This window comes from Kribbella turkmenica (assembly GCF_004348725.1).
Classification (GTDB): domain Bacteria; phylum Actinomycetota; class Actinomycetes; order Propionibacteriales; family Kribbellaceae; genus Kribbella; species Kribbella turkmenica.
The window spans coordinates 1-23,620 of the sequence record NZ_SMKR01000033.1 but is presented as its reverse complement, the minus strand read 5'-3'; the positions used below and the strand labels follow the sequence as shown (position 1 = coordinate 23,620).

22 protein-coding genes are annotated in these 23,620 nt (G+C 70.4%); 6 read left to right on the top strand and 16 right to left on the bottom strand.

Annotated features, from left to right (window positions below):
* Positions 1-25: 25 nt before the first annotated feature.
* Genes E1218_RS10210 through E1218_RS10160 form a run of 11 tightly spaced genes read right to left on the bottom strand, consistent with a single transcriptional unit; the run spans position 26 to position 10,860 of the window.
* The gene (locus tag E1218_RS10210) at positions 26-1,255 is read right to left on the bottom strand and encodes an acyltransferase family protein (protein ID WP_165949220.1); all 1,230 of its coding nucleotides are present in this window, start codon (positions 1,253-1,255) and stop codon (positions 26-28) included.
* A gap of 4 nt (positions 1,256-1,259) precedes the next feature.
* Positions 1,260-2,324 carry a non-hydrolyzing UDP-N-acetylglucosamine 2-epimerase gene (gene wecB / locus E1218_RS10205; RefSeq protein ID WP_132318654.1) on the bottom strand — a complete coding sequence of 355 codons (1,065 nt, stop codon included), beginning with the start codon at positions 2,322-2,324 and terminating at the stop codon, positions 1,260-1,262.
* Positions 2,325-2,326: 2 nt separating this feature from the next.
* The gene (locus tag E1218_RS10200) at positions 2,327-3,328 is read right to left on the bottom strand and encodes a Gfo/Idh/MocA family protein (protein WP_132318652.1); all 1,002 of its coding nucleotides are present in this window, start codon (positions 3,326-3,328) and stop codon (positions 2,327-2,329) included.
* Between the two features lies 1 nt (position 3,329).
* Entirely contained in the window at positions 3,330-4,421 is a 1,092-nt protein-coding gene (locus tag E1218_RS10195) for a DegT/DnrJ/EryC1/StrS family aminotransferase (RefSeq protein WP_132318650.1), read from the bottom strand.
* Positions 4,418-5,029, bottom strand: a complete 612-nt coding sequence (locus tag E1218_RS10190) for an acyltransferase (RefSeq protein WP_132318648.1) — start codon at positions 5,027-5,029, stop codon at positions 4,418-4,420. Before E1218_RS10190 ends, E1218_RS10195 begins: the two co-directional genes overlap by 4 nt.
* Positions 5,026-6,222, bottom strand: coding sequence for a hypothetical protein (locus tag E1218_RS10185; RefSeq protein ID WP_132318646.1), 1,197 nt, complete (start codon positions 6,220-6,222; stop codon positions 5,026-5,028). The genes E1218_RS10190 and E1218_RS10185 overlap by 4 nt, the downstream gene beginning before the upstream one ends.
* Positions 6,215-6,772, bottom strand: coding sequence for a hypothetical protein (locus E1218_RS10180; RefSeq protein ID WP_132318644.1), 558 nt, complete (start codon positions 6,770-6,772; stop codon positions 6,215-6,217). The genes E1218_RS10185 and E1218_RS10180 overlap by 8 nt, the downstream gene beginning before the upstream one ends.
* Positions 6,769-8,094, bottom strand: a complete 1,326-nt coding sequence (locus tag E1218_RS10175) for a glycosyltransferase family protein (protein ID WP_233712134.1) — start codon at positions 8,092-8,094, stop codon at positions 6,769-6,771. Before E1218_RS10175 ends, E1218_RS10180 begins: the two co-directional genes overlap by 4 nt.
* Positions 8,091-9,185 (bottom strand): glycosyltransferase family 4 protein, encoded by a 1,095-nt coding sequence (locus E1218_RS10170; RefSeq protein WP_132318642.1) that lies wholly within the window; start codon positions 9,183-9,185, stop codon positions 8,091-8,093. The genes E1218_RS10175 and E1218_RS10170 overlap by 4 nt, the downstream gene beginning before the upstream one ends.
* 3 nt (positions 9,186-9,188) lie before the next feature.
* Positions 9,189-10,007, bottom strand: a complete 819-nt coding sequence (locus E1218_RS10165) for an ABC transporter ATP-binding protein (protein ID WP_233712133.1) — start codon at positions 10,005-10,007, stop codon at positions 9,189-9,191.
* Complete coding sequence (locus E1218_RS10160; protein WP_132318638.1) at positions 9,994-10,860, bottom strand: ABC transporter permease; 867 nt, start codon at positions 10,858-10,860, stop codon at positions 9,994-9,996. The genes E1218_RS10165 and E1218_RS10160 overlap by 14 nt, the downstream gene beginning before the upstream one ends.
* A gap of 431 nt (positions 10,861-11,291) precedes the next feature.
* Between E1218_RS10160 and wecB (E1218_RS10155) the strand changes: the two genes are divergently transcribed.
* On the top strand, positions 11,292-12,434 hold the full coding sequence (gene wecB, locus E1218_RS10155) for a non-hydrolyzing UDP-N-acetylglucosamine 2-epimerase (RefSeq protein WP_132318636.1): 1,143 nt from the start codon (positions 11,292-11,294) through the stop codon (positions 12,432-12,434).
* Positions 12,435-12,452: 18 nt separating this feature from the next.
* Here wecB (E1218_RS10155) and E1218_RS10150 read toward each other — a convergent pair whose 3' ends face one another.
* The 3 genes from E1218_RS10150 to wecC are packed head-to-tail and all read right to left on the bottom strand — an operon-like array spanning position 12,453 to position 16,524.
* A complete protein-coding gene (locus tag E1218_RS10150; protein ID WP_165949219.1) occupies positions 12,453-14,630 on the bottom strand; it encodes a glycosyltransferase family 4 protein in 2,178 nt (725 codons plus the stop codon).
* Entirely contained in the window at positions 14,627-15,277 is a 651-nt protein-coding gene (locus tag E1218_RS35980; RefSeq protein ID WP_165949218.1) for a hypothetical protein, read from the bottom strand. The genes E1218_RS10150 and E1218_RS35980 overlap by 4 nt, the downstream gene beginning before the upstream one ends.
* The gene (gene wecC / locus E1218_RS10145) at positions 15,277-16,524 is read right to left on the bottom strand and encodes a UDP-N-acetyl-D-mannosamine dehydrogenase (protein ID WP_132318632.1); all 1,248 of its coding nucleotides are present in this window, start codon (positions 16,522-16,524) and stop codon (positions 15,277-15,279) included. Before wecC ends, E1218_RS35980 begins: the two co-directional genes overlap by 1 nt.
* A gap of 259 nt (positions 16,525-16,783) precedes the next feature.
* Here wecC and E1218_RS10140 point away from each other — a divergent pair, with 259 nt between their 5' ends.
* Positions 16,784-17,974: a glycosyltransferase family 1 protein gene (locus E1218_RS10140; RefSeq protein WP_132318630.1), complete on the top strand. Its 1,191-nt coding sequence runs from the start codon at positions 16,784-16,786 to the stop codon at positions 17,972-17,974.
* A gap of 709 nt (positions 17,975-18,683) precedes the next feature.
* On the top strand, positions 18,684-19,673 hold the full coding sequence (locus E1218_RS10135; protein ID WP_132318628.1) for a helix-turn-helix domain-containing protein: 990 nt from the start codon (positions 18,684-18,686) through the stop codon (positions 19,671-19,673).
* Positions 19,674-19,731: 58 nt separating this feature from the next.
* Here E1218_RS10135 and E1218_RS10130 read toward each other — a convergent pair whose 3' ends face one another.
* Positions 19,732-20,835: an aspartate-semialdehyde dehydrogenase gene (locus E1218_RS10130; RefSeq protein WP_132318626.1), complete on the bottom strand. Its 1,104-nt coding sequence runs from the start codon at positions 20,833-20,835 to the stop codon at positions 19,732-19,734.
* Positions 20,832-22,100, bottom strand: coding sequence for an aspartate kinase (locus tag E1218_RS10125; protein ID WP_132318624.1), 1,269 nt, complete (start codon positions 22,098-22,100; stop codon positions 20,832-20,834). Before E1218_RS10125 ends, E1218_RS10130 begins: the two co-directional genes overlap by 4 nt.
* A gap of 240 nt (positions 22,101-22,340) precedes the next feature.
* Between E1218_RS10125 and E1218_RS10120 the strand changes: the two genes are divergently transcribed.
* From E1218_RS10120 to E1218_RS10110, 3 genes are all read left to right on the top strand, one after another.
* On the top strand, positions 22,341-22,670 hold the full coding sequence (locus E1218_RS10120) for an ArsR/SmtB family transcription factor (protein ID WP_132318622.1): 330 nt from the start codon (positions 22,341-22,343) through the stop codon (positions 22,668-22,670).
* 70 nt (positions 22,671-22,740) lie between these two features.
* Positions 22,741-23,280, top strand: coding sequence for a dihydrofolate reductase family protein (locus E1218_RS10115; protein WP_132318620.1), 540 nt, complete (start codon positions 22,741-22,743; stop codon positions 23,278-23,280).
* A gap of 55 nt (positions 23,281-23,335) precedes the next feature.
* Positions 23,336-23,620 (top strand): hypothetical protein (locus tag E1218_RS10110; protein WP_202865894.1); only part of this gene is annotated, 285 nt, incomplete at its 3' end.

The following is a 23,620-nucleotide window of genomic DNA, read 5'->3' as shown; positions in this document are numbered from 1 at the left end:
GGGAACTCCCCTAGGTAGTGATTCTTCATCGGGGCCCTCGCAGCTTCCGTTCCAGCGGGTGCTCGACGAACTTGTACAGCAGCCAGGAGACGAGAATCGAGAGGGCGCAGATCCCGGCGTACCAAATCAGGTTGGCCCAGCCGGTCGGCCCGGCCACACCGTGGTACTCCTTGATCGCGTACAGGATGGTGGCGTGCACCAGGTAGAAGGCGTACGACCACTGGCCGAGGGCGACCAGCGGACGGCTGCGCAGCAGCGACCGCCCGCCCTGGGTGTCCCGGGAGGCGACGGCCAGGATGAGGAAGCCGTACAGCAGCGTGAGGACTTCCTTCTGGGTCAGGCTCATGGTGATCGCGAACGGGACCTGGGCCGGGTGCTCGCCGGAGTACCACAGCGTGAACAGGCCGCCGGCGGTGACCAGGAAGGCGAACCAGACCGGGATCCGCGGCTTCCAGCCGGTCCGCAGCGCGATCGCCAGACCGATGCCGAACAGGAACGCCACCGAGTGCAGGATCGGCTGCGGCAGCACCGGGACGACGTCCTTGTAGTGGAACAACGCCAGCCGGTAGGCCCCACCGACCACGATCACCGCGGCACACAGGATCAGGCCGCCGGCCAGCTTGAGCCGTTTCGTGGCCCGCCAGACGAACGGGAAGTACGCGTAGAAGAACGCCTCCACGGACAGCGTCCAGGACGCCGGGTTGCCGCCGTACAGGACGGTCGGGTCGTTCGACCAGCCGTGCAGCAGGAACACCGACAAGACGATGACGGTGACCGAGACCGGCTTGATCCACCACATGTTCTCGGGCGGATCGAAGCGGTAGAACACGAAGACCGCCGCGATCAGCGCGATCATGTGGGCCGGCCAGATCCGGGCGAACCGGCGGCGGTAGAAGGTCCGGAACCTCGTGCCCGGCTGGGCCGACCAGGTCAGCACGAATCCGGACAGTACGAAGAAGAACGTCACCCCGGACGTGCCGTACTTCAGGAAGTCGTGGATCGGCAGCGGCGCCAGGTTGGTCATGTGGTGCGCGAAAACGAAGAACGCCGCCCACCAGCGCAGGCCGGTGAGCGACTCCACCCGCGGCAGTCGCTTGCGGGGCTCGGCCGGCGGCGGCCCGGACTCACCCGGGAAGCCACTGACCGGCGCGCCCGGAGGCGGTGTGGCCGTGTCGGTGGACGTCAGGACCGAAGCCGCCGGCCCCGGAGAGCCCGGGGCGGGCGACTGGTTCTGTTCTTCGGCGGCTTTGGGCACGTGGCTACTCCGTGAGAGCGGTGACGACACGCCCGGCGGCGTGACCGTCACCGTAGGGCATGGGGCGGTCGGATGCCGGCGCCGGGCGGGCGGCCAGCTCGGGCAGTTTGCTCACGTCGGACGTGAGGACGTTCCAGCCGTCCTCGAGCGTCTCGACCCACTCGGTCTCGGTGCGCAGCGTGGTGCAGACCCGGCCGAGAAGAAAGGCCTCCTTCTGCAGGCCACCGGAGTCGGTGACCACACCGGCCGAGCCGAGCACGGCCGCGACCATCTCCGGATACGCCAGCGGCTCGTGCACATGCAGCGAGCCGTCGGGGCGCTCCAGCTTGATGCCGTGCTCCGCGCACTTGGCGACGAGCCGGGGGTGCGCCAGCAGCAGCACCGGCGTACCGGCCGCGGCGAGACCCTCGACGAGCGCGGCCAGCCGCTCCGGGTCGTCGGTGTTCTCGGCCCGGTGGATGGTCGACACGACATACTCGCCAGACTTGAAGGGAACGTCCAGCGGCTTGCCCAGGGACTTGTCACGGACCGCGTCGCGGACCCGGAAGCAGACGTCGGTCATCACGTCGCCGATCAGCCGCGCCCGCGCCGACAGGCCCTCGGTGGCCAGGTGGTCCATGGCCACCTGGGTCGGGGCCAGCAGGATGTCGGCCGCGTGGTCGGTCAGGACCCGGTTGTGCTCCTCCGGCATCCGCCGGTTGAACGAGCGCAGCCCGGCCTCCAGGTGCGCCACCGGCAGGTGCATCTTCACCGCCGACAGCGTCCCGGCGAGCGTCGAGTTGGTGTCGCCGTACACGAGCACCCAGTCCGGCCGGTGCTCGTCCAGTACGGCGTCCAGCGCGGACAGCATCGCGCCGGTCTGGACGCCGTGGCTGCCCGACCCGACACCGAGGTGGACGTCCGGGTCCGGGATCCGCAGGTCGGCGAAGAACACGTCGGACATGTTCTTGTCGTAGTGCTGGCCGGTGTGCACGATCACGTGCTCGTGGTCGGTGGCGGCGAACGCCTCCGCCACCGGCGCCAGCTTGACGAACTGCGGTCGGGCCCCGACGACGCTCAGGACCTTCATGACTACTGCGACTCCATGGTGATCGCCACGGTTCGGGCCTCGGCCGCCGACTGCAGCGCGGCCTCGGCGACCTGCACGGTGGCCAGGCCCTGCTGCAGCGTGACGATGTCGGCTTCCTTGCCCAGGACCGCGTCCCGGAACGCCTCGTGCTCGGTGCGCAGCGGCTCGGGCTTGCTGATCGCGTAGCGGATCATGTCGCCCTCGCTGACCCCGCGGAAGTGCGCGACGTCGTCCCAGGCGGTGGCGACCGTGCCGTTGGCGTGGAAGGACAGGTCGGCCAGCAGCGTGTCCGCGATGAACGCGCCCCTCTCGCCGGTGACGACGGTGAGCCGCTCCTTCATCGGCGACAGCCAGTTGACCAGGTGGCTGGTGACGGTGCCGTCGGCCAGCTTGCCGGTCACGGCGATCAGGTCCTCGAACTGGCGGCCGGACTTGTGCGCGGTCTGCGCGGCCACGGAGACGAACGGCGACTGGGTCACCCAGGCGGTCAGGTCGATGTCGTGGGTGGCCAGGTCGAGGGTCACGCCGACGTCGGCGATCCGGGCCGGGAACGGGCCCTGGCGCCGGGTGGTCATCTGGTAGATGTCACCCAGCTCGCCGTTCTCCAGCCGCGCCCGCAGCGCCTGCAGCGCCGGGTTGTACCGCTCGATGTGGCCGACCGCGCCGATCACGCCGGCCGCCTCGAACGCCTTGGCGATCTCGGCCGCCTCGGCGGTGGACCCGGCCAGCGGCTTTTCGATCATCGCGTGCACGCCGGCCTCGGCCAGTGCCTTCGCGGTCTCGGCGTGGTACTGCGTCGGCACCGCGACCATGCAGTAGTCGATGCCCTCGGCAATCAACTGGTCGATGTTCTCGTGCACCGGGCGACCGCCGGCCACGCCGAACTTGTCACCGCCCGGGTCCGCGACGGCGACCAGGTCGACGCCCTCCAGGGAGGACAGCACACGGGCGTGGTGGCGGCCCATCATGCCCAGGCCGATCAGGCCGGCTCTCAGGTTCGCCATCTCACGCACCAGCCTTCGCGACGGTGTTCACCGCGGACACGATCCGGTTCAGGTCCTCCTCGGACAGCGAGGGGTGGACCGGCAGCGAGAGCACCTCGGCCGCGGCCTTCTCGGTCTCCGCCAGGTCCAGCTCGCGCCGGAACGACGGCAGCCGGTGGTTCGGGATCGGGTAGTACACGCCGCAGCCGACGCCGTGCTCGGTGCGCAGCGCGTCGGCGAAGCCGTCCCGGTCCTCGGTCACGCGGATCGTGTACTGGTGGTAGACGTGGGTCGCCTCGGCGGCCACGGTCGGCACCGCGACACCCTGCAGGTTCGCGTCCAGGAAGGCCGCGTTCTCCTGCCGCTGCTTGGTCCAGCCGGCCAGCTTGGTCAGCTGCACCCGGCCGATGGCCGCGTGCAGGTCGGTCATCCGGTTGTTCAGGCCGACGACCTCGTTCTCGTACTGCTTGAGCATGCCCTGGTTGCGGAACAGCCGCATCCGGCGCTCGAGGTCGGCGTTCCCGACCGAGTTCATGCCGCCCTCACCGGACGTCATGTTCTTGGTCGGGTACAGGCTGAACATGGCGAACTCGCCGAAGGTGCCGACCGGCGCACCGTTCCAGGTGGCGCCGTGCGCCTGCGCGGCGTCCTCGTAGATCTCGATGCCGTGCTTGTCGGCGATGGCCTGCAGCGCGGTCAGGTTCGCCGGGTGACCGAACAGGTGCACCGGCATGACGGCCTTGGTCTTCTCGGTGATGGCGGCCTCGACCGCGGCCGGGTCCAGGCAGAAGTACGTCGGCTCGATGTCGGCGAACACCGGGGTGGCGCCGGTCAGCGCGACGCTGTTCGCGGTCGCGGCGAAGGTGAAGGACGGGACGATGACCTCGTCACCCGGTCCGACACCCGCGGCCAGCAGCCCCAGGTGGAGACCCGACGTGCCCGAGTTCGTCGCCACACAACTCCGTCCGGCGACCAGCGCTGCGCCGAACTCCTGCTCGAACGCCGCCACCTCGGGGCCCTGGGCCAGCATCCCGGACTGCATGACCCGGTCGACGGCCTCGCGCTCCTCCTTCCCGATGATCGGCTTCGCGGCCGGAATCGGCTGCACCATCAGTTCTCCTCCATGTCTTCAGCGGCCGGCCGCAGCCGCCCGTCGATCTCGATGTACATCTCACCCGTGCTCGGGCACTTCCACTCGCCGTTGCCGACCTCCAGCAACGGCACTCCGGCCCGGCCGACCCACTTGATCCGCCGCGCCGGGACCCCCGCGACCAGCGCGAAGTCTGGCACGTCCTTGGTCACCACCGCACCCGCGGCGACGGTCGCCCAGCGGCCGACCGTGACCGGGGCCACGCAGACGCTGCGCGCGCCGAGCGAGCAGCCCTCCTTCAGGGTGACCCCGACCGGCTCCCAGTCGTGGCCGCTCTTCGGCGTACCGTCCGGGGTGACCGCCCGCGGGAAGTAGTCGTTGGTCAGCACCACCGCCGGGCCGATGAACACACCGTCCTCGAGCGACGCCGGCTCGTAGACCAGGGCGTAGTTCTGGATCTTGCAGTTGTCGCCCATCGTGACCCCGGTCCCGACGTAGGCGCCGCGGCCGACGACGCAGTTCTCGCCCAGGACCGCGTGCTCGCGGATCTGGGCCAGGTGCCAGACCGACGACCCGTCGCCGATCGTGGCGCGGTCGTCGACGTCGGCGGATGGCGCGATGCGGGACGTCACAGGGTCTCCTTCGAACTGAGCCAGCTGGTGAGTGCTCGGGCCGAGCGATTTCCGTCGTGCAGCTCCGCCACGTACCCGTGGCCGGCGGCCGCCCGGTCGGCGGCGGTGTCACGATCTGCGATCAGGCCGGTGACGACATCACCCAGCGTCTCGGGATCCGCCTCCACGATCGGCACCTCTCGCCCAGTCAGAGTACGCACCTTCTGGCGCACACTGTCACCGACGTACGAGACGACGATCCGCCCGGCGGCGAGCGCTTCGGCGGCCGCCACGCCGTACAGACCGATTCTCAGCTGGTCTACAACGATGTCAGCGTCGCCGACGACGGCCGGCATGCCGCTGTGCTGCACGCCGGTGACCCGGCGGTACTCCAGGACGCCGCGGTCGTGCAGGTCCGTCAGGACGGCGTCGATCCGGCCGGTGCCCTTGAGCTGCGCGTTCGACGGCACATGGACGACCACCGGACGCTCGGTGCTGAACAACGGACGTGCTGCCCGCAGCCATGGCGCCGGATCGATCGCGACCGGCAACCACTGCGCGTCCGGTACGTCGTCCAGCAGGTCGACCGTGGACACGAAGACCGGCAGGCCGAGACTCTCGACCAGCTCGGCGTGCCGACGGGCCTGCTTCTCCAGCCGCTCGGTCAGATCGTCACCCGGTGTGAACGGCGACCAGCGCTCGCGCGCCGCGTGCCGGCTCGGCAGGCGGATGTCGGAGCCGTGGAACAGCAGGCCGACGTCGACGCCGGCGGCTCGCAGCGCGGCGATGTCCGCGGCCGCGTCCGGGTAGCCGCGGGCGCCGAGCAGCGGGCGCAACGACTCCACCAGGACGTGGGTGTACGAGGCGACGTACTGCTCCTGGGCGCGCTGCCACCGGGGCTGGGCGAACCAGGCGAGCGGAACGCCATAGTCGGTGGCGAACCGGAACTGTCCCTTGCGGTGCAGGACGAACGAGACGGCGTCGACGTCGGGCAGCGTCGTGGCGGCCTGGGCCCAGGCGTGGCCCTGACCGGCGGAGTTGGTCGGACCGACCAGCAGCCGCGTCCGCGCCGGCGCCACCGGCGGGAACGCCGGCAGCTGCGCGTAGGAGTACCGCAGACCACGCAGGCGCCGCCGGACCGCTCCCGCGGTCCGGGCGAATGGCGCCGGCAGATGCTCGCGGAGCGAACGCGACACCGTCATCGAATCACCCATGGCCCGCCGGCACCTTCAGCATGTCCAACTCGCGGCGGGCGGCCGGGATGCCGAGAACCACCGGAGTGCTCGCCTTTCGGCGGCCGAGGTTCCAGCCGGCCCAGATCGCACCGGCGTCGAGCGCGATCACGACATCGGCGGTGCCGATCGTGCTCAGCGCGTCGCGGTGGCTCAGAACCCTGTCCCAGAAGGCCTTTCCGAGTTCCTTGTCGGCGCGGTGCGACCGGAGGAACTTCAGGCCGGTTTTGATTGCCTTAGGCAACATGCCTTCGGCAACCTTCCGGGCGCCCCGGTTCCGCCCGGCGACAGTCGCGGCCGGCGGCGTCGTTCCGGTCGGTTCGGGCCTCGGCGCGACGGCTTCCGGCTCACCGGCTCCCCGCGGCCCGATGATGGTGAAGGTGCTGACCTTGCCGGCGTCCAGATCGGCAGGGGCGGCGACCCAGCTGATCACGGCCAGCGTGACCTCCGGGTCACCGAGGTCCTCGCGGACGGTGTCGAAGAACGCCGGCGGAAGCCGGCGGGTGCTCAGCAGCACGACGGTCGTGCTCACGCCCGGGCCCCCTTCACCGCGGCGGCCAGCCTCTCGATCCGCGGATCCAGTTGCAGGTCCCGCCGGTAGGACGCGCCGAACTCCCGCGCCTTCGCCCGGATGTCCTCGTCGGCCGTCCGGGCCGCGTGCGCGGCCTCGATCAACGCGGCCGCGATCGCCTCCGGCGTCACCTCGGACACCGGGAACCACAGCGGATGGCCGCGCAGTACGTCGGACGCCGCGTTCTCCGGGTCGTGCACCGAGACGATCGGCAACCCGGTCGCCAAGTACTCGAACACCTTGCCGCTGGTCACGCACCGGCCCTTGCCGAGCATCAGCAGCTGGACGTCGAAGTCGTCGTACGCCGTGGCGATCTCGCCCTTGCCGACCGGGCCCTCGTAGCTGACACCGGCCTCGGCCGCGGTGTTGATGGTGTCGAGCATGTCCGCCCGCGGCTGGGCGTAGAACCCCAGGTAGCCGTGGATCTTCGCCCGCGCGCCCGCGAGCTCCTCGGACCGCGAGGTGGCCAGTGCCCAGCCCTCGACGAACTCGGCCAGCGGCACCTTCGTCGAGACCGTGCCGACGTACCCGAACACCAGCGGGCGGTCGGTCACCGCGCCGCGGTCGTGGGTGTCCGGCACCAGATCGGCGTCGAAACCGTTGGCGACGGTGTGCATCCTTCCGGCCTGGGCCGGGTAGAGCCGCTCGTGCCAGCCCTTGATCGGGTCGTTCACGAACCAGACCTCGTGCGCCGACTCGACCAGCTTCCTCTCCCACCGGGCCGCACGGCTGTTCGGCTCGTGCAGGCGGTCGCCGGTGAAGACGTCCAGCAGCCAGGCGTCGCGGTAGTCCATCACGTACGGCACGCCGTGCTTCTTGTGCAGCCGGTACGCCGCGGTGAACGTGACGTGCGGGTTCGCGGTGGCCAGAGTCAGGTCGACCGGGTCGGCCGCGTGGATCCGCTCGGCGGCCTGCTCGACGACCGAGCGCCACGGCCCGTACCCGGTCTCCGGGAACGGGATCTGGTCCTGCCTGGTCCGCCACTTGCTCCAGAGCTTCGGGTTCGACGCACGGGTCCTGGACCACTTGCGCAGGTCGGCCTCGAGGACCGGCCACTCGAACGGCACCCGGACGACCTCGACCGACGGGTCGATCCGCGCCTCGAGGGTCGGGTCGACCCCGGTGAACCGCTGGAAGGTCTCGCGTTCTGCCGTCAGCACGGTCACCTTCCAGCCGAGCGCGGCGAACCGGTTGGTCGTGGCCAGCGCCCGGTAGACGCCGCCGCCCCGGCAGGGCGGGAAACCCCAGGCGACGTACAGCAGGTGGGGACGGCGGTCGGTCATGCCCTGCCTCTCAGCAGGCTGAGAATCGCGTCGGCCAGTTCGTCGTACGGCGTGGTCGCGGACAGATGGTCCGCTGCCCACTGCAGCGCGTGGTCGCGCAGCTTCTCCAGCTCACCGGGCTCCGCGGACCAGCGCCGCAGCGTCTCGGCCGCCTCCGCCACCGAATCCACCAGGACGCCGCCGCCGGACTCCTCGATCACCTTGGTCTGCCGGGGAAGCCGGGTGGACAGGACGGGAAGACCGCTGGCGAGGTACTCGTAGATCTTGGACGGCATCGCCTCGACGAAGGCCGGCGTCGGCTGGAGCATGGCCAGGCCCGCCCAGGCGCCTTCGGTCAGCCGCCACGCGTCTGCCGGTGGCTGCCGCCCGTGCAGCCGGACCCGGCCGGCCAGGTCGGGCTTCGCGATCCGGGCTTCGAGCTGGTCCCGGTCCGACGGTGCGACCGGGCCGATCAGGTCGAGCGACCAGTCCGGCGCCCCGGCCACGGTCTCGACCATGTCGAACAGGCCCCGGCTGGCGCGAAGGTCCCCGACGTACACCGCCCGCGGCGTCCCCGACGGCGGCGCCGGGGTGAGGAATGCGACGTAGGGGAAGTTCTGCACGACCAGCCGGCGCTTCGCCTGGTGCGGGGCGAGGTGGGAGTCGGCGACGACGGTCAGGTCGGCACCGGCGGCCAGCTTCGAGCCGGCCCGGACGATCAGCCGGGCCGGCAGCCCGGCCAGCCCCTGCGCCCAGGCGCGGTCGGCGAGCAGCCGGTCGTAGTCCTCGTGGACGTCGGCGACCATCTTGCGGCGGCGCAGCGTGGTGACCAGACGGGTGACCGGGATCATGTCCGGGTCCACCGTCATCACCACCTTGGCCTTGGTGCGCCAGGGCAGCACCGCCGTCCGGGCCAGCCGCTGGACCAGGCTGCCGCGCGGTCCGGCGTGTACGGACGCCCCGGCCGGCCCGCCCTCGGCCTCGCCCAGGCCCCACAGCTCGACACTGAGGTCCCGGTGCTGCAGCGCCGCGGTGATCTTGTGCAGGCGGGCATCGGCCACGTCGTGACCGGTCGTGATGATCCCCACGTCCGGCGCCGTACTGCGTGACATCGGTCAGAGGTCCTCGAGTGAGACGGATTCCTTTTCCCCGACCTGCAGGAACTTCGTGTACGCCGCGATCACCTCGTCCGGCTGACCGCGCATCATCAGCTTGCCCTTGTGCAGCCAGATGCAGTCGTTGCAGAGGTCGCGGACGCTGCTCATCGCGTGGCTGACCAGGAACATCGTCCGGCTGTTGGTGACCAGCTCCGACATCTTGGCCGCGGCCTTGGTCTTGAACTTGGCGTCACCGGCGGACAGCGCCTCGTCGATCATCAGGATGTCCGGGTCCATGTGCACGGCGACCGAGAACGCCAGCCGGCTGAACATGCCGGACGAGTACGTCCGCATCGGCATCTCCATGAAGTCACCGAGCTCGGCGAACTCGGCGATCTCCTCGTACCGCGCCTGGATCTCCTTGCGGGTCATGCCCGCGGCCAGACCGCCGAGGACGACGTTCTCCCGGCCGGACAGCGCGGCGTTGAAGCCGACACCGAGGGACAGCAGGGTGGAGACCCGGCCGTGCACCTCGATCCGGCCCGAGGTCGGCGGCAGGATGCCGGCGATCGAGCGCATCAGCGTCGACTTGCCGGCGCCGTTCGCGCCGATGATGCCGATGGTGGTGCCGTGGTCGACGTCGAAGGACACATTCTGGACGGCCTTGACCTCGCGGACGGCGCGCTCGCCGCGGCCGAACCGGACGATCGCGCTCTTGAACGTGGGCACCCGCTCGAACGTGGTCCGGTAGGTGATGGACACGTCCTGGACCTTGACGGCGGGGACGCCTGCTGGGGTCTTCTGCATCGGCTTCTTCTCTGCCTCAGAGACGGACAACGAACTCACGCTCCCTCGACATGAAGAACAAGCCACCGATCACGGCCGCGGCGGCCGCCCAGGCCACCCCGCCGATCCAGTACCCCGCCTCCGGGATGGTGCCGCGGACGAGCAGGTCGGTCCAGCCGCCGAGCAGGGAGTAGAGCGGGTTGAACATCATGAACTTCTGGAACCGCTCCGGCGCGTCCTCGGCGAACCACAGCACCGGCGACAGGTACAGCCAGATCCGGACGAAGTACGGCAGGAAGCTGGTGGTGTCGCGGAAGTACACCTGCAACGCGGCGAAGATCATCCCCATCCCGGCGGCGAAGACCGTCAGCATGAGCAGGAACACCGGGGCCAGCAGCATCTCCCACTTCAGCGGCTGCCGCGTGACCAGGTGGATGACGCCGTACACGATCATCGTCGGCAGGAAGCGGAAGAACGCCGTCCGCAGCGCCGACAGCGGGAGCAGCATCCGCGGGAACGACATGTTCATCAGCAGCTTGCCGCCGCCGACCACGCTCGACGCCCCGGTCGTCATCGCGCCCGAGAAGTAGTAGAACGCGAACAGACCCGCACAGAGGTGGACGAACCGTGCGGTCGCGTCGTCCCGCGAACCCGCGCCGCTGAGGATGTCGACGAGCACGTAGTAGACGCCGGCCAGCAGCAGCGGGTTCAGCACCAGCCACACCTGGCCGAAGAAGGTGTTCGTGTTCGCCGCCCGGATGTTGGTCCGGGACATCTCGGCCGCGAACTCCCGCCGTTGCCAGAGCGCCTTGAAATAGGGACGCAGCGGCGGCAGGCCGACCTTGTGCGGTTCGTACACGTGCACCGACGGGTTGAACTCCTCGTCGACGCTAGTCGCGTTCATTCAGGCGACGCCTCTCTCTGCCAGAAGTCGTGTCGCCGCCCGGTACGGCGGCGGCCACGCAGACCGAGAAGCAGAGTAGCGGATCGGCATCAGGGCCGACGACACAGTGGTCCTCCATAGTGAGCAACGACGTACAGACGGCTACCAAACGTCGCGCCCGACTGTGCAACCGACCGATGAGTCGTTTCTTCGCCGATCGTTATCTGGAATATACATTTGACGGCCTTGAACGACCAATTCAGCGGTACGACGCCCCGGGTACCCCGGAAGTTCGCGCGCCGGGCGTGATCTGCCGCACGCGCCCGATCGAGCGGCGGTCCGGTTCCGGAGGATGCGCTCCGGGGCCTCTGCCCGTTGGCGCCGTGCGGCACTCGGCTGCGGCGGCGGTTACCGTAGGGCGGCTACAACCCACGCAGAAGAGAGGCAGCCCCGTGTTGAAGATCATGACGGTCTACGGGACCCGTCCCGAGGCGATCAAGGTCGCACCCGTCCTGACGGCGCTCGAGGCCGAGCCCGACATCGAGTCGGTGCCGGTGGTCACCGGCCAGCACCGCGAGATGCTCGACCAGGTCAACGAACTGTTCGGCATCGTCCCGCGGCACGATCTCGACATCCTGCAGCCGGGGCAGACCCTGGCCGGCATCACCGCGCGCATCATGGAGCGTTTCGACCCGGTCCTCGCCGAGGAGAAGCCCGGTGTGGTGATCGTCCAGGGCGACACCACGACCTCGACCGCGGCCGCGCTGGCGGCGTTCTACCGCGGCATCCCGGTCGTCCACGTCGAGGCCGGACTGCGGAGCGGCGACATCAACTCGCCGTTCCCCGAGGAGGCGAACCGCCGGCTGACCTCGCAGATCACCACCCTGCACCTGGCGCCCACGTCACGCAGCCGGGACAACCTCCTCCGCGAGGGCGTCGGCCCCGCGACCGTCGTGGTCACCGGCAACACCGTGATCGACGCGCTGCTCGCCACCGCCGCCAGCCCCGTACCGCTGACCGATCCGCAGCTGGCCGCGCTGGTCGCGGCGGACGCCCCGATCCTGCTGGTCACCAGCCACCGCCGGGAGAGCTGGGGCGCCGCGATGGAAGGCGTCGGCCGGGCGCTGGCGCGGATCGCGGCCGCGCACCCGGAGCTCACCGTCGTCCTTCCGGTGCACCGCAACCCGGTGGTCCGCGCGGCCCTGCTGCCCGTGCTGGACGGACATCCGAACGTCGTGGTCACCGAGCCGCTGTCCTACGCGGAGTTCGCCACCGTCCTCGCCGCCGCCCGCATCGTTCTCACCGACTCCGGCGGCATCCAGGAGGAGGCGCCCAGCCTGGGCAAGCCGGTCCTGGTCATGCGCGAGAACACCGAGCGCCCGGAGGCGGTCGACGCCGGCACCGTCCGTCTCATCGGCACCGACGAGGACCGCGTCGTCAAGGAGGTCGAGCGGCTGCACCTCGACCCGGCGGCCTACTCGGCCATGGCGCAGGCGGTCAACCCGTACGGCGACGGGCAGGCAACCGCCCGTACCATCGCCGCCGTCCGGGCGCTGTTCGGCCTCGGCAGCCGGCTCCCCGACTTCACCGGCTGACGGGACCCGGCTGCGGGATCAGCCCGTCAGCGCGGCCGCCCAGGCCGCGCGGACGACGGCGAGGTCGTGCCGGCCGCCGTGGAGGCGGGAGGCGGCGCTGCGCTTGGCGAACTCCGCCGGGTCGGCGGCCGCGGCGGCGATCGTCCGGACCAGTGCGTCGATCGAGTCGTACGACGCGTCCGGTCCGTACAGGTCGGCCGAGCCGTGCTCGGCCGGGGTCAGCACCACCACGCCCGCGGCCTGGGCCTCCACGACCCGCTGATCGAGGCGGCCGCGGCGGCGCGGGACCAGCAGCCAGCCGATCTTGCGGTACCAGCTGGGGAGGTCGCTGTCCGGGTACTCGAACGCCACCCGTGCGGCGACCTCGGGCGTCGCCCCGAGCTCGGCGACGAGGGCCTGGTAGTAGCTGCGTTCGAGCTGGTCGGCCGGGAGGTCGTCGGCCTCCCACGGCAGTCGATCGCGGACGTGCAGGCTGAACTGTTCGTCGGCGGCGAGCAGGCCGCGCAGCGCCGTCACGGCGGCGTCGGGCCGGGCGGACGGGCTCAGGTCGAGAACGCCGACCCGGTACCGGCGGCCGGTTAGCCCCGGCCGGTCGACGTACGCGGTGTCGACCGGAAGCGGAGCATGGTGCAGGCGCTCGGCCGGAACGTCGAAGGCGGCCGAGAACGCCGCCAGGTCGGGCTCGGTCTGGAACACGAAGGCGTCGACCTCGTCGAGCCTCGCCTCGCGCAGCGCGGGCTCGTCGGTGCGCAGGTCGCGGACGTGCGCGATCAGCCGCTGGCCGGTAGCCTTGCGGCGAGTGGCCCACGGCAGGTACGGCGTCGCGTCCTCGACGACGACGGTGCCGGCGGCGGACAGCTCGCCGAGCCGGGGTTCCTCCTGGCCCGTCAGCGTCGGGTCCCACTGGGCGACGCGGACGTTGCCGGCGCACTGCCGCAGCACGGTGTGCGTGCCACGCGTCGTCCCCAGGTCGCTGCCGACGAGCAACAGCGGGCGCCCACCGGTGAGCGTGACGCTCGGCCGGACCTCGGTCGCCCGGAGTGCCGCGTGGATGCGCTCGACGGTGTTGGCCATGCGGTACTGGTCGATGGCGTCCATCGCCTTCTTGCGCGCGTCCTCGAGCAGGTCGCGGTCGCGGGCGACCCGTTCGACGGCGTCGAGCACCGACTCGAGGGAGGCGTCGACGAACAGCGGGTAGTCCTCGCCCAGCAGCTCGACGTGCGCGGCGATGCGGTTGACCACCGGGGCCACGCCCATGGCGCAGTACTCGAGCACCTTGGTGGACAGCTCATGGGTGGAGTCGAGCTCCTGCGCACGCCAGCTGAACCCGATGTCGGCCGTCTTGGAGTACGCCATGGCGTCGTCGCGGGAGAGCCCGCCGGCCCACTCAACGCCCGGGCTGGACGTGACGGCGGCCCGCATGCGGGCACGCCAGGTGGGCGTGCGGGTGGAGTGCATGATCTTGTCGCCGATCATCGACAGCGACAGTTCGACGCCGCGCTCTGCCAGCAGCCGGGGCACGTCGCACAGCTCGAGCGTCTTCCAGCCCTCGGCGAATTTGCCGGCGTAGACGCCCTTCAGCCGGCCGGCCGGCGCCGAGCGGCCGCGCAGTGGGCCGAGGTCGTCGGGGATCATCGGGTTGATGACGACGCACTTCCCGACCGACGCGGGCACCCGGTACTCCATGTAGGAACGGGAGTCCTCGGTCTGCACCAGCATGCGCTCGGAGGCCAGCGAGATCTCCTCGAGGTCGCGCAGCCGCTCCGGGGTGGGTTCCGCGCCCGGCTCGGGAAGGTCGATGACGTACGGCCAGAACCGGCCGTCGAACGCGCGCGTCCGGGCCAGCTCGTTCGAGATGGCGAAGCCGCGCGAGATGATCTTGTCGAAGCGGTGGGCGCGGTCGAGTTCGACGACGCGCTCCGCGACCTCCTTCACCGACAGCAGTCTCGACGGCGGGACGGCGTCGCCGAGGCCCTCGAACGGGTCGACCACGGTGACGTTGTCGAGGCCGGCGAGCGGCTCGAGCATCTTCCGCGAGATGATCCGTGCCTTGAGCAACAAGGTGACGTGGGAGTTCGTCCGCGCGAGCACCTGGGCCATGGAGACCAGCCAGATGGTCGACCCGTCGATGAGGTTGATGTTCCCGTCTCCGTAGAGCAGGACGCGGCGCTCCACGGGGGTCGGCTGGGGGGTCATCGATCTCCCTCGACGGCGGCGCGGGCGACTCGGTCGAGCAGGCTCACGACCGGGGACAGGGGCACGGGGCCGAGGACGGGGTCGGCCTGCTGGGCGAGCGGGAGGACCACGTCGGCGGCGCCGCGCAGCAGATTGGTGCCGACGTTCGGCGCGTCGGCGGAGTCGAGCAGGACGACGGCCGCGCCGTGTTCGCGCGCCTCGTCGGTCCACTCCAGGATCTCGAGCAGCAGCGCCGTACCGGACGACGTCTCGGCGGTGCTCCAGGGGCCGGACTGCAGGGCGGCCCGCTCGACCACCAGCACGTCGCCCGGCTCGATCATCGTGCCGAACGCCCGCGCCCCCGGCGTCACCGCGGCGACAGCCAGGTCGTCGCCCAGCCGCCGCGCCGTCGCGCCGGTCAGCACGCCGACGACCCGGGTGACCGACGCCGGCTCGCGGCGGGCGTCGGACTGATCTGCTTCGGCGTCCGGTGCTTCCTCGGCCTCGGGCTCGTCCTGCGGTTCGGCGACCAGGTGCTCGGGGTAACGCAGGGACAGAATCCGCTCGGCCGCGCGCGACGGCGAGTCGGGGACCTCGTGCACACGACGTCGGCCGCGGACGATACGTCGGGCCTTGCGGACGGCGCGCGTGGGCAGCGAAGCGGGCATCAGCGCCAGAGGCCCTTCGTGTCGATGACGCGCTTGCCTTCCAGCATCGACCGGTCGACACCGCGGAACTCGTCGTGGTCGACCAGCAGCACGACCACGTCGGCGGCCGCGATCGCGCCGGTCGCGTCGGCCAGGTCGACGTTGGGCAGCCCGGCGAGGTCGGCCGGCAGCTTCTCGATGTGCGGCTCGACCGCGAGCACCTTGCAGTCCGGCAGCTCGGCGGCCAGGTCGCGGACGATCTGGCGGGCCGGCGACTCGCGGAGGTCGTCGATGTTGGCCTTGAACGCCAGCCCCAGCGCGGCCACCGTCGAGGCCCCGGTGCCGGCGACCGCCTCGGCCACCCGGCCGACGACGTACCCGGACTTGCCGTCGTTGACCTGCCGCGCCGTGCGGATCAGCGTCGCCTCCTCGGGCGCCGCCGACACGATGAACCAGGGGTCGACGGCGATGCAGTGCCCGCCGACGCCCGGCCCGGGCTGCAGGACGTTCACCCGCGGGTGGTGGTTGGCCAGCTCGATGAGCCGCCACACGTCGACGCCCAGGCGGTCGCAGATCAGCGACAGCTCGTTGGCGAAGGCGATGTTGACGTCGCGGAAGGAGTTCTCGGTGAGCTTGGCCATCTCGGCGGTCACGGCGTCGGTGAGCAGCAGCTCGCCGCGGCAGAAGCGCTCGTAGAGCTCCTTGGCCCGGCGCGCGGCCTCCTCGGTGAGGCCGCCGATGATGCGGTCGTTCTCGACCAGCTCGGTCATGATGCGGCCGGGCAGGACCCGCTCCGGGCAGTAGGACACGTGGATGACCGGCCGGCCGTCCGCGCCGTCGAGGCTCAGGGCGGGGTTGGTCGCCAGGATCTCCTCGGCCATCCGCTGCGTCGTGCCGGGCGGCGAGGTGGACTCGAGAATGACGAGCTCACCGCCGGTCAGCTTCGGCGCGATCGACCGGGCCGCGGACAGCACGTGGCTCAGGTCGGCGGTCTTGTCCTCCTGGAAGGGCGTGGGAACGGCGACGATGTACGCGTCGGCGGCCGGCGGCTCGGTGGTGGCGTCGAGCGAGCCCGCGGCGACGACATCGCGCAACACGTGGTCGAGATCGGGCTCGACGAACGGCAGAGCGCCGTTGTTGACCGCCTCGACCTTCCGCCGGTCGAGGTCGACGCCGGTGACCCGGCAGCCCGCGCGGGCCAGTACAACGGCGGTAGGCAGGCCGATGTAACCGAGCCCGAGCACCACGATGCGCGACTGCGCATTCATATCGTTCTCTCCTCAGAAGGTGGCTGCGACGCCCCCACTGGAGCGCATTGTCCCGACGTAGTCTATGCGCCGAGCGGGGTAGTCTAAGCACCGACCGGGCGGACCGACGACACTCGCCTGCCTTGCCAGTCCCTCCGACGAAAGCCATTCGATGTCGCAGCTCAAGACCATGGTTCGCGCGCCACGTCGCCTCGTGCTCCGCGCGCTCCGCGGCCCAGTCCGAGCGCTCCTCCGCCCGTTTCGTCCGCAGATCAGGGCAGTGCGGCGCCGGCTGCCGCGCCGGGTGAACGTCTACCTCACCCGTCTGCTGAATCCGCCGCCGGTGGCCCGGCCGGTCGCTCCGCCGGTCCCGCCCGAGCTCGTCGAGCAGGCGCGGGCGAGCCGCCCACCCGTACCGGACACCCCGACAAGGCTGTACGTGGCACCGGCCAACTTCGCCGGGCAGGGCTGGCTCTGGGCGCGCGCGGTGGAGCGGCAGCTGACCGGCGTCGGCGCCGTCACCATGGTCGGCATCCCCAGTGGCTTCCGGTTCTCCTCCGACCACCACGTGCCCGACCAGGTCTACCTGCGCTCGGCCGAGTGGCAGAGCGAGCAGTTCGAGTACGTCAGGCAGGGCTTCACGCACGCGCTGATCGAGGCGCAGCGGCCGATGTTCGGGTCGCTGTTCAGCTCCAACGCCTTCACCGAGGCGCGGGTGCTGACCGGGTACGGGCTGCGGGTCGCCACCATCGCGCACGGCCGCGACGTCCGCCTGCCGAGCCTGCACCGCGAGAACTACCCCTGGTCGCCGTACCTGCCGGAGGAGTGGGCCGAGGTCGACGTGCTCGAGCGCCAGGTCCGCCGCAATCTCGCCGGTCTGGCCTCACTGGATCTGCCGACCTTCGTGTCCACGCCGGACCTTCTCGACGACCTCCCCGACGCCACGTGGTGCCCGGTGGTCATCGACCCCGCCCTGTGGGAGACCCCGGAGCCGCCACTGGAACGGCCGCGGCCGGTGGCGGTGCACGCGCCCACCAGCTCGAAGTTCAAGGGTTCCGACCAGGTCGACGAGGCGATGACGGACCTGCACGAGCGCGGGTTGATCGAGTACCAGCGCATCCAGGGCGTCTCGCCCGAGGAGGTGCGCCGGATCATCGGCTCGGCCGACCTCGTGCTCGACCAGTTCCGCCTGGGCAGCTACGGCGCCACCGCCTGTGAGGCCATGGCGGCCGGCCGGGTCGTGCTGGGCCACGTCGCGGAGCACAACCGGCGGCGGGTGCACGAGGCGGCCGGTGACGAGCTCCCGGTCGTCGAGACGACGGTCGAGAACATCCGGGAGGTCGTGCTCGAGCTGCTCGAGGACCGCGGCCGGGCCCAGAAGATCGCGGCGCAGGGCCCGGGCTTCGTCCGGCGGCTGCACGACGGCAGCTACTCGGCCACCACGCTCTCGTCGTTCCTCACCGAGAACTGATCCCGCCCGCCGGCGTCCGGCGGTGAGGGCCCCAGGGGGTGCGTGCTGGCCGGGGCGAGCCGGGACGGGGACGTCAGGTCCCCGCTCCCCATGGACAGCCTCACCATCCACGGAGCTCCGCTGCGCACCTCCCGGGGCCCGGGCCGCGTCCGGGCGGACACGGCCCTCACCGACGATCCGGGGGCCCGTCCGCCATGGGCGGAAGCGGACGCTGCGCACGCCGGATCGGCCGGCACGATGACCAGGGCGGCGGTCATCGCGCCGAGGTCGACGGGAGGGCGGGACGGCGCCAACGCGTCGTTGTGCATCGGGCTCTCCTCCTCATCGGCCTCACGATGGAGATGCACAGTTTGTACACCCTCCAGCACAGCCGGTGATGGCACTAAGGTGCGAGGGCACCGATGCGCCGGGATCGAGACCCAACCGAAACGGGCTCCGCTGACGTGACAGCGAACTCAGGCCAGAATTGGAACAGCAGCCCGGCGGCGCTCAGGTGGTCCGTCGCCGGGCTGCTGGACCTCAATTCTCGCTCACAACTGCGCGGAAATGGTGGCCAGATGGTGACACGGCACAAGAATGCTGACAAGACAACAAATATTGCTGGATGCAACCACGTCGACACAGACAGTGCACGCCGCGTTGGAACGGCCCTCCTAGGCTGGAGGGGCGGTAGCGGACAGTGACCGCGCTCGGAAGGGAGGGGAGGGTAGTGAGCACCACCGACACGGAGCGTGCCGATCATCTGCGTGTGCTCGGGCTCAGCGACGACGAGATCAAGGTCTACCAGCACCTGTTGCGGACCGGTCCGTCGTCGGTCACCGAACTGGACGAGGCGGTCCCCGACCGCGCCGCGAGTATCGACGCCACCCTCGGCGGACTGGTGCAGGCCGGTCTGGCCCGGCGGTCCGGCTCGGACCACTCCCGGTACCTGCCGGTGCCTCCGGACGCCGGTCTGGAGGCGATGACGCTACGCCGTGAGTCCGAGCTGAAGCAGGCTCGAATCGAGGTACTGAACGCGTACGACGAGTTCCGCCGGACCGTGCACAACGAGTCGACCACGCACCTGATCGAGGTCGTCACCGGCAACGCGATCGTCGAGCGGATCCGACAGATCAAGGGCGGGGCGCAGCGGGAGATCCTGGCCATCGACTCCCCGCCGTACTACATCGGCGGCCCGAACCAGGAGGAGATCGACCACCTCAAGCGTGGGGTCTCCTACCGGGTGGTGTACTCGCCGGAGTCGGTCGAGGTGCCCGGCTACCTGACCGAGAACATCCTCCCGTGCGTAGAGGCCGGCGAGCAGGCCCGGGTACTGCCCGACGTACCGGCGAAGCTGACCATCATCGACGGCTCGATCGCGTTCGTGTCGATGTCGGTGCGCGACACCGACGTGAACCGGTCGCTGCTGATCATCCGACCGAGCAGCCTGCTGACCGCGTTGATCGGCATGTTCGAGCTGTGCTGGCGCAACGCGCTGCCGCTGCACGCCTCGGTCGGCACCGAGGACGACCGGCTGGAGCCGATCGAGCGCCGCCTGCTCGCGCTGCTGGCCACCGGCGCCGCGGACGACACCATCGCGCGCACCCTCGGCATCAGCCGCCGGACGTTCTTCCGCTACCTCGAGCGGCTGATGAACCGCACCGGCGCCAGCACGCGCTTCCAGCTGGCCCTGCACGCGGCCCGGGAGAACTGGCTGTAGACCAGTTGCCGTCAACAACAAAGGGCTCCCGCTCGGGAGCCCTTTGTGCGTTCGAGTTTCAGGACGCGGCGGTGAGCTCCCGGGCCACGACCTCGGCGATCTGAGCGGTGTTCAGGGCGGCGCCCTTGCGCAGGTTGTCGCCGCAGACGAACAGTTCGAGCGCGTTCGGGTCGTCCAGGGACTTGCGGATCCGGCCGACCCAGGTCGGGTCGGTGCCGACCACGTCGGCCGGCGTCGGGAACTCGCCCTCGGCCGGGTTGTCGAACACCAGCACGCCCGGCGCGTCGCGCAGTACCTCCCGGGCCTCGTCGGCGTCGACCTCCTGGGTGAACCGGGCGTGCACCGACAGCGAGTGGGTGGTGATCACCGGCACCCGGACGCAGGTCGCGGACACCTTCAGGTCGGGCAGGCCGAGGATCTTCCGCGACTCGTTGCGGACCTTCAGCTCCTCCGACGACCAGCCCTCGTCCTTGAGCGAGCCGGCCCACGGGACGACGTTCAGCGCCAGCGGCGCCGGGAACGGGCCGAGCGCGTTGCCGATCACCCGCCGGACGTCGCCCGGCGTGGTCCCCAGGTCGCGATTGCCGGCCACCTTCATCAGCTGGTCGTAGAGCGCGTCGATGCCGTCCTGACCGGCCCCGGAGGCGGCCTGGTACGACGCCACCACCAACTGCTCGAGCTCGTAGCGGTGGTGCAGCGCACCCATCGCCACGATCATCGACAGGGTCGTGCAGTTCGGGTTGGAGATGATGCCCTTCGGCCGGTTCCGGGCCGCCTCGGCGTTCACCTCGGGCACCACCAGCGGGACGTCCGGGTCCATCCGGAAGGCGCCGGAGTTGTCCACCACGACGGCGCCGCGGGCGGCCGCGACCGGCGCCCACTGCGCCGACACCTCGTCCGGGACGTCGAACATCGCCACGTCGATGCCGTCGAAGGCCTCCTCGCTGATCGCGACGACCTCGACCTCCTCGCCGCGGACCTTGAGCTTCTTGCCCGCGGAGCGCTCGGACGCGATCAGCCGGATCTCTCCCCAGACGTTCTCCCGGGTGGAGAGCAGGGCCAGCATCACCGTCCCGACGGCGCCGGTCGCACCGACCACCGCCAGCGAGGGCAGGCCCGTCCGGTCCTCGGTCTCGTTGTCCAATGCGCTCACAGGGGTCACCGTCCAGTTCCTCCGTACACGACAGCCTGGGTGTGCTCGTCGTCCAGGTCGAATGCGGTGTGCGCCGCGGTCACGGCGGCGTCCACCAGGTTCTCGTCCACGACCACCGAGATCCGGATCTCCGAGGTGGAGATCATCTCGATGTTCACGCCGGCGTCGGCGAGCGCGGAGAAGAATTTCGCGGACACGCCCGGGTGCGAGCGCATTCCGACACCGACCACCGAGACCTTGCCGATCTGGTCGTCGTACAGCAACTGCTCGTAGCCGACCTCGTCCTTCATCCGGGCGAGGGCGGACATCGCCCGGGCGCCGTCGGCGCGGGGCAGCGTGAAGGAGATGTCCGTGCGGTTGGTGGCGACCGCGGAGACGTTCTGCACGATCATGTCGATGTTGGTCTCGGCGCCGGCGACCGTCTCGAAGATGCGGGCCGCCTCACCGGGCTTGTCGGGCACGCCGACCACGGTGATCTTGGCCTCGCTGCGGTCGTGGGCCACGCCGGAGATGATCGCCTGTTCCATCTGTTCCAGTTCCTTCGCATCGACGACCCAGGTGCCTTCCTTCTGCGAGAAGGAGGAGCGCACGTGGACGGGGACGTTGTAGCGCCGCGCGTACTCGACGCAGCGCAGGTGCAGCACCTTGGCGCCGCAGGCGGCCATCTCGAGCATCTCCTCGTAGGAGATCTTCGGGATCTGCCGCGCCGCCGGCACGATCCGCGGGTCGGCGGTGAAGATGCCGTCCACGTCGGTGTAGATCTCGCAGTAGTCCGCCTCCAGTGCGGCGGCCAGCGCGACCGCGGTGGTGTCGGACGCGCCGCGGCCCATCGTGGTGATGTCCTTGGTGTCCTGGGCGACGCCCTGGAACCCGGCCACGATCGCGACGTGGCCTTCGGCCAGCGCCTCCTCGATCCGGCCCGGCGTGATGTCGATGATGCGGGCGTTGCCGTGCGCGGAGGTGGTGATCACGCCTGCCTGCGAGCCGGTGAACGAGCGCGCCTCGTCGCCCAGGTTGGCGATCGCCATCGCCAGCAGCGCGGCCGAGATCCGCTCACCCGAGGTGAGCAGCATGTCCAGCTCGCGCGGTGGCGGCAGCGGCGAGACCTGCTGGGCCAGGTCCATCAGTTCGTCGGTGGTGTCGCCCATAGCCGAAATGACCACCACCACGTCGTTCCCGGCCTTCTTCGTCGCGACGATCCGTTGGGCCACGCGCTTGATGCTTTCGGCGTCAGCGACCGAAGAACCGCCGTACTTGTGCACGACGCGTCCCACAGGTGTGTCTCCTCAAACCACTGGTTGCGGTACGCCCTGCGGCGTTGCACCAGGCGTAGTCTCGGGCACTCATTCTAGCCGTGACGGTTTCGTTGCCTAGCCGCTGACCAGCCTCTGGTCGGTCCGTCCGGCCGAGGCGCGGGCTGCCTGCAGGTTCCACGGCCGGCACCGCCGCGGGCCGGAAACCGTCCGTCGCACAGGGGCCTTGTTCATATAAGTCATCACTGAAATACTGCCCGCGTGCATGCGTTCGACATCCTCGGCGACCCGGTCCGGCGCCGGATCCTGGAGTTGCTGGCCGACGGCGAGCTGCCGGCCGGCAGCATCGCCACGGCCATCGGCAGCGAGTTCGGCATCAGCCAGCCGGCCGTCTCCCAGCACCTCAAGGTGCTCCGCGACAACGGTTTCGCCACCGTGACCGTCGACGGCACCCGGCGGCTGTACGCCGTCGACCCCGGACCACTGCGGGAGATCGACGGCTGGCTGGACCGCTACCGCAAGTTCTGGATCAACCGGCTGGACGCGCTCGAGACCGAGATCCACCGCGGCCGGAAAAATCCCGCGACCTGAGTGTCGATCCGGCGGCCGGCCCCTCGACGCGTCGGTGAAAGCATCCGCTGACACCCGAGGAGTCACCACCATGAAGAAGCTCATCTCCGGCCTGTTCATCTCGTTGGACGGCGTCGCCGAGGCACCGGCCGACTGGCACTTCCCGTACTTCAACGACGAGATGGGCGCCGCCGTGGACGCGATCTGGTCGCGGTCGGACACCATGCTGCTGGGCCGGAAGTCCTGGCAGGAGTTCGCCGGTTTCTGGCCGCAGAACCCGGACGCCGAGGGGGCCGACGTGATGAACGGCACCCGCAAGCTCGTCGTCTCCAGCACGCTGGACAACGTCGATGCCTGGCTGAACTCGACCCTGCTCGAGGGCGACCCGATCGAGGCGGTCAGGAAGGCGAAGGCCGGCGAGGGCAAGGCCATCAGCATGAGCGGCAGCCTCACGCTGACCCGCTCACTGTTGCAGGCCAAGCTGGTCGACGAGCTGCACCTGCTCATCCACCCGATCGCCCTGGGCTCCGGCGCGCGCCTGTTCGACGGCGGCGAGCACGTGCCGCTGGCACTGCTCTCGAGTACGACGTTCTCGACGGGCGTACTGCACGCCGTCTACGGCCCAGCCTGAAACATTCCGGGCAAGGACCGCATCTGGGTTGGTAAGGAGACTCGGAGGAGCAGTGATGCGGACCATCATCGCCAGGTTGTGCATGTCGGAGGACGGGATCGTGGACCGGCCGGAGAACTGGCTGCCCGCGTCCGGACCGGGCGGTGTGCTCGACCAATTGGTGACCGGGGCGGAGACGGTGCTGCTCGGGCGGAACACGTTCGAGCAGTACTCCGCCTCCGTGGCCCGCTACCACTCGGCCGCCGTTCCGCTGGATCGGGCGCGGAAACTGGTGGTCGCGTCCCGGCCGGTGATCGCCCGGCCCGGGACCGAGGTGCTGCAAGGTGACCCACACCGGGTG

What these genes read in the sequence shown, in the direction of transcription:
- wecB (WP_132318654.1), bottom strand. Translation starts at nt 2,324, where the DNA reads ATGAAGGTCCTGAGCGTCGTCGGGGCCCGACCGCAGTTCGTCAAGCTG.
- E1218_RS10200 (WP_132318652.1), bottom strand. Translation starts at nt 3,328, where the DNA reads ATGGCGAACCTGAGAGCCGGCCTGATCGGCCTGGGCATGATGGGCCGC.
- E1218_RS10185 (WP_132318646.1), bottom strand. Translation starts at nt 6,222, where the DNA reads ATGGGTGATTCGATGACGGTGTCGCGTTCGCTCCGCGAGCATCTGCCG.
- E1218_RS10175 (WP_233712134.1), bottom strand. Translation starts at nt 8,094, where the DNA reads ATGACCGACCGCCGTCCCCACCTGCTGTACGTCGCCTGGGGTTTCCCG.
- E1218_RS10170 (WP_132318642.1), bottom strand. Translation starts at nt 9,185, where the DNA reads ATGTCACGCAGTACGGCGCCGGACGTGGGGATCATCACGACCGGTCAC.
- E1218_RS10160 (WP_132318638.1), bottom strand. Translation starts at nt 10,860, where the DNA reads ATGAACGCGACTAGCGTCGACGAGGAGTTCAACCCGTCGGTGCACGTG.
- E1218_RS10150 (WP_165949219.1), bottom strand. Translation starts at nt 14,630, where the DNA reads ATGACCCCCCAGCCGACCCCCGTGGAGCGCCGCGTCCTGCTCTACGGA.
- E1218_RS35980 (WP_165949218.1), bottom strand. Translation starts at nt 15,277, where the DNA reads ATGCCCGCTTCGCTGCCCACGCGCGCCGTCCGCAAGGCCCGACGTATC.
- wecC (WP_132318632.1), bottom strand. Translation starts at nt 16,524, where the DNA reads ATGAATGCGCAGTCGCGCATCGTGGTGCTCGGGCTCGGTTACATCGGC.
- E1218_RS10115 (WP_132318620.1), top strand. Translation starts at nt 22,741, where the DNA reads ATGAAGAAGCTCATCTCCGGCCTGTTCATCTCGTTGGACGGCGTCGCC.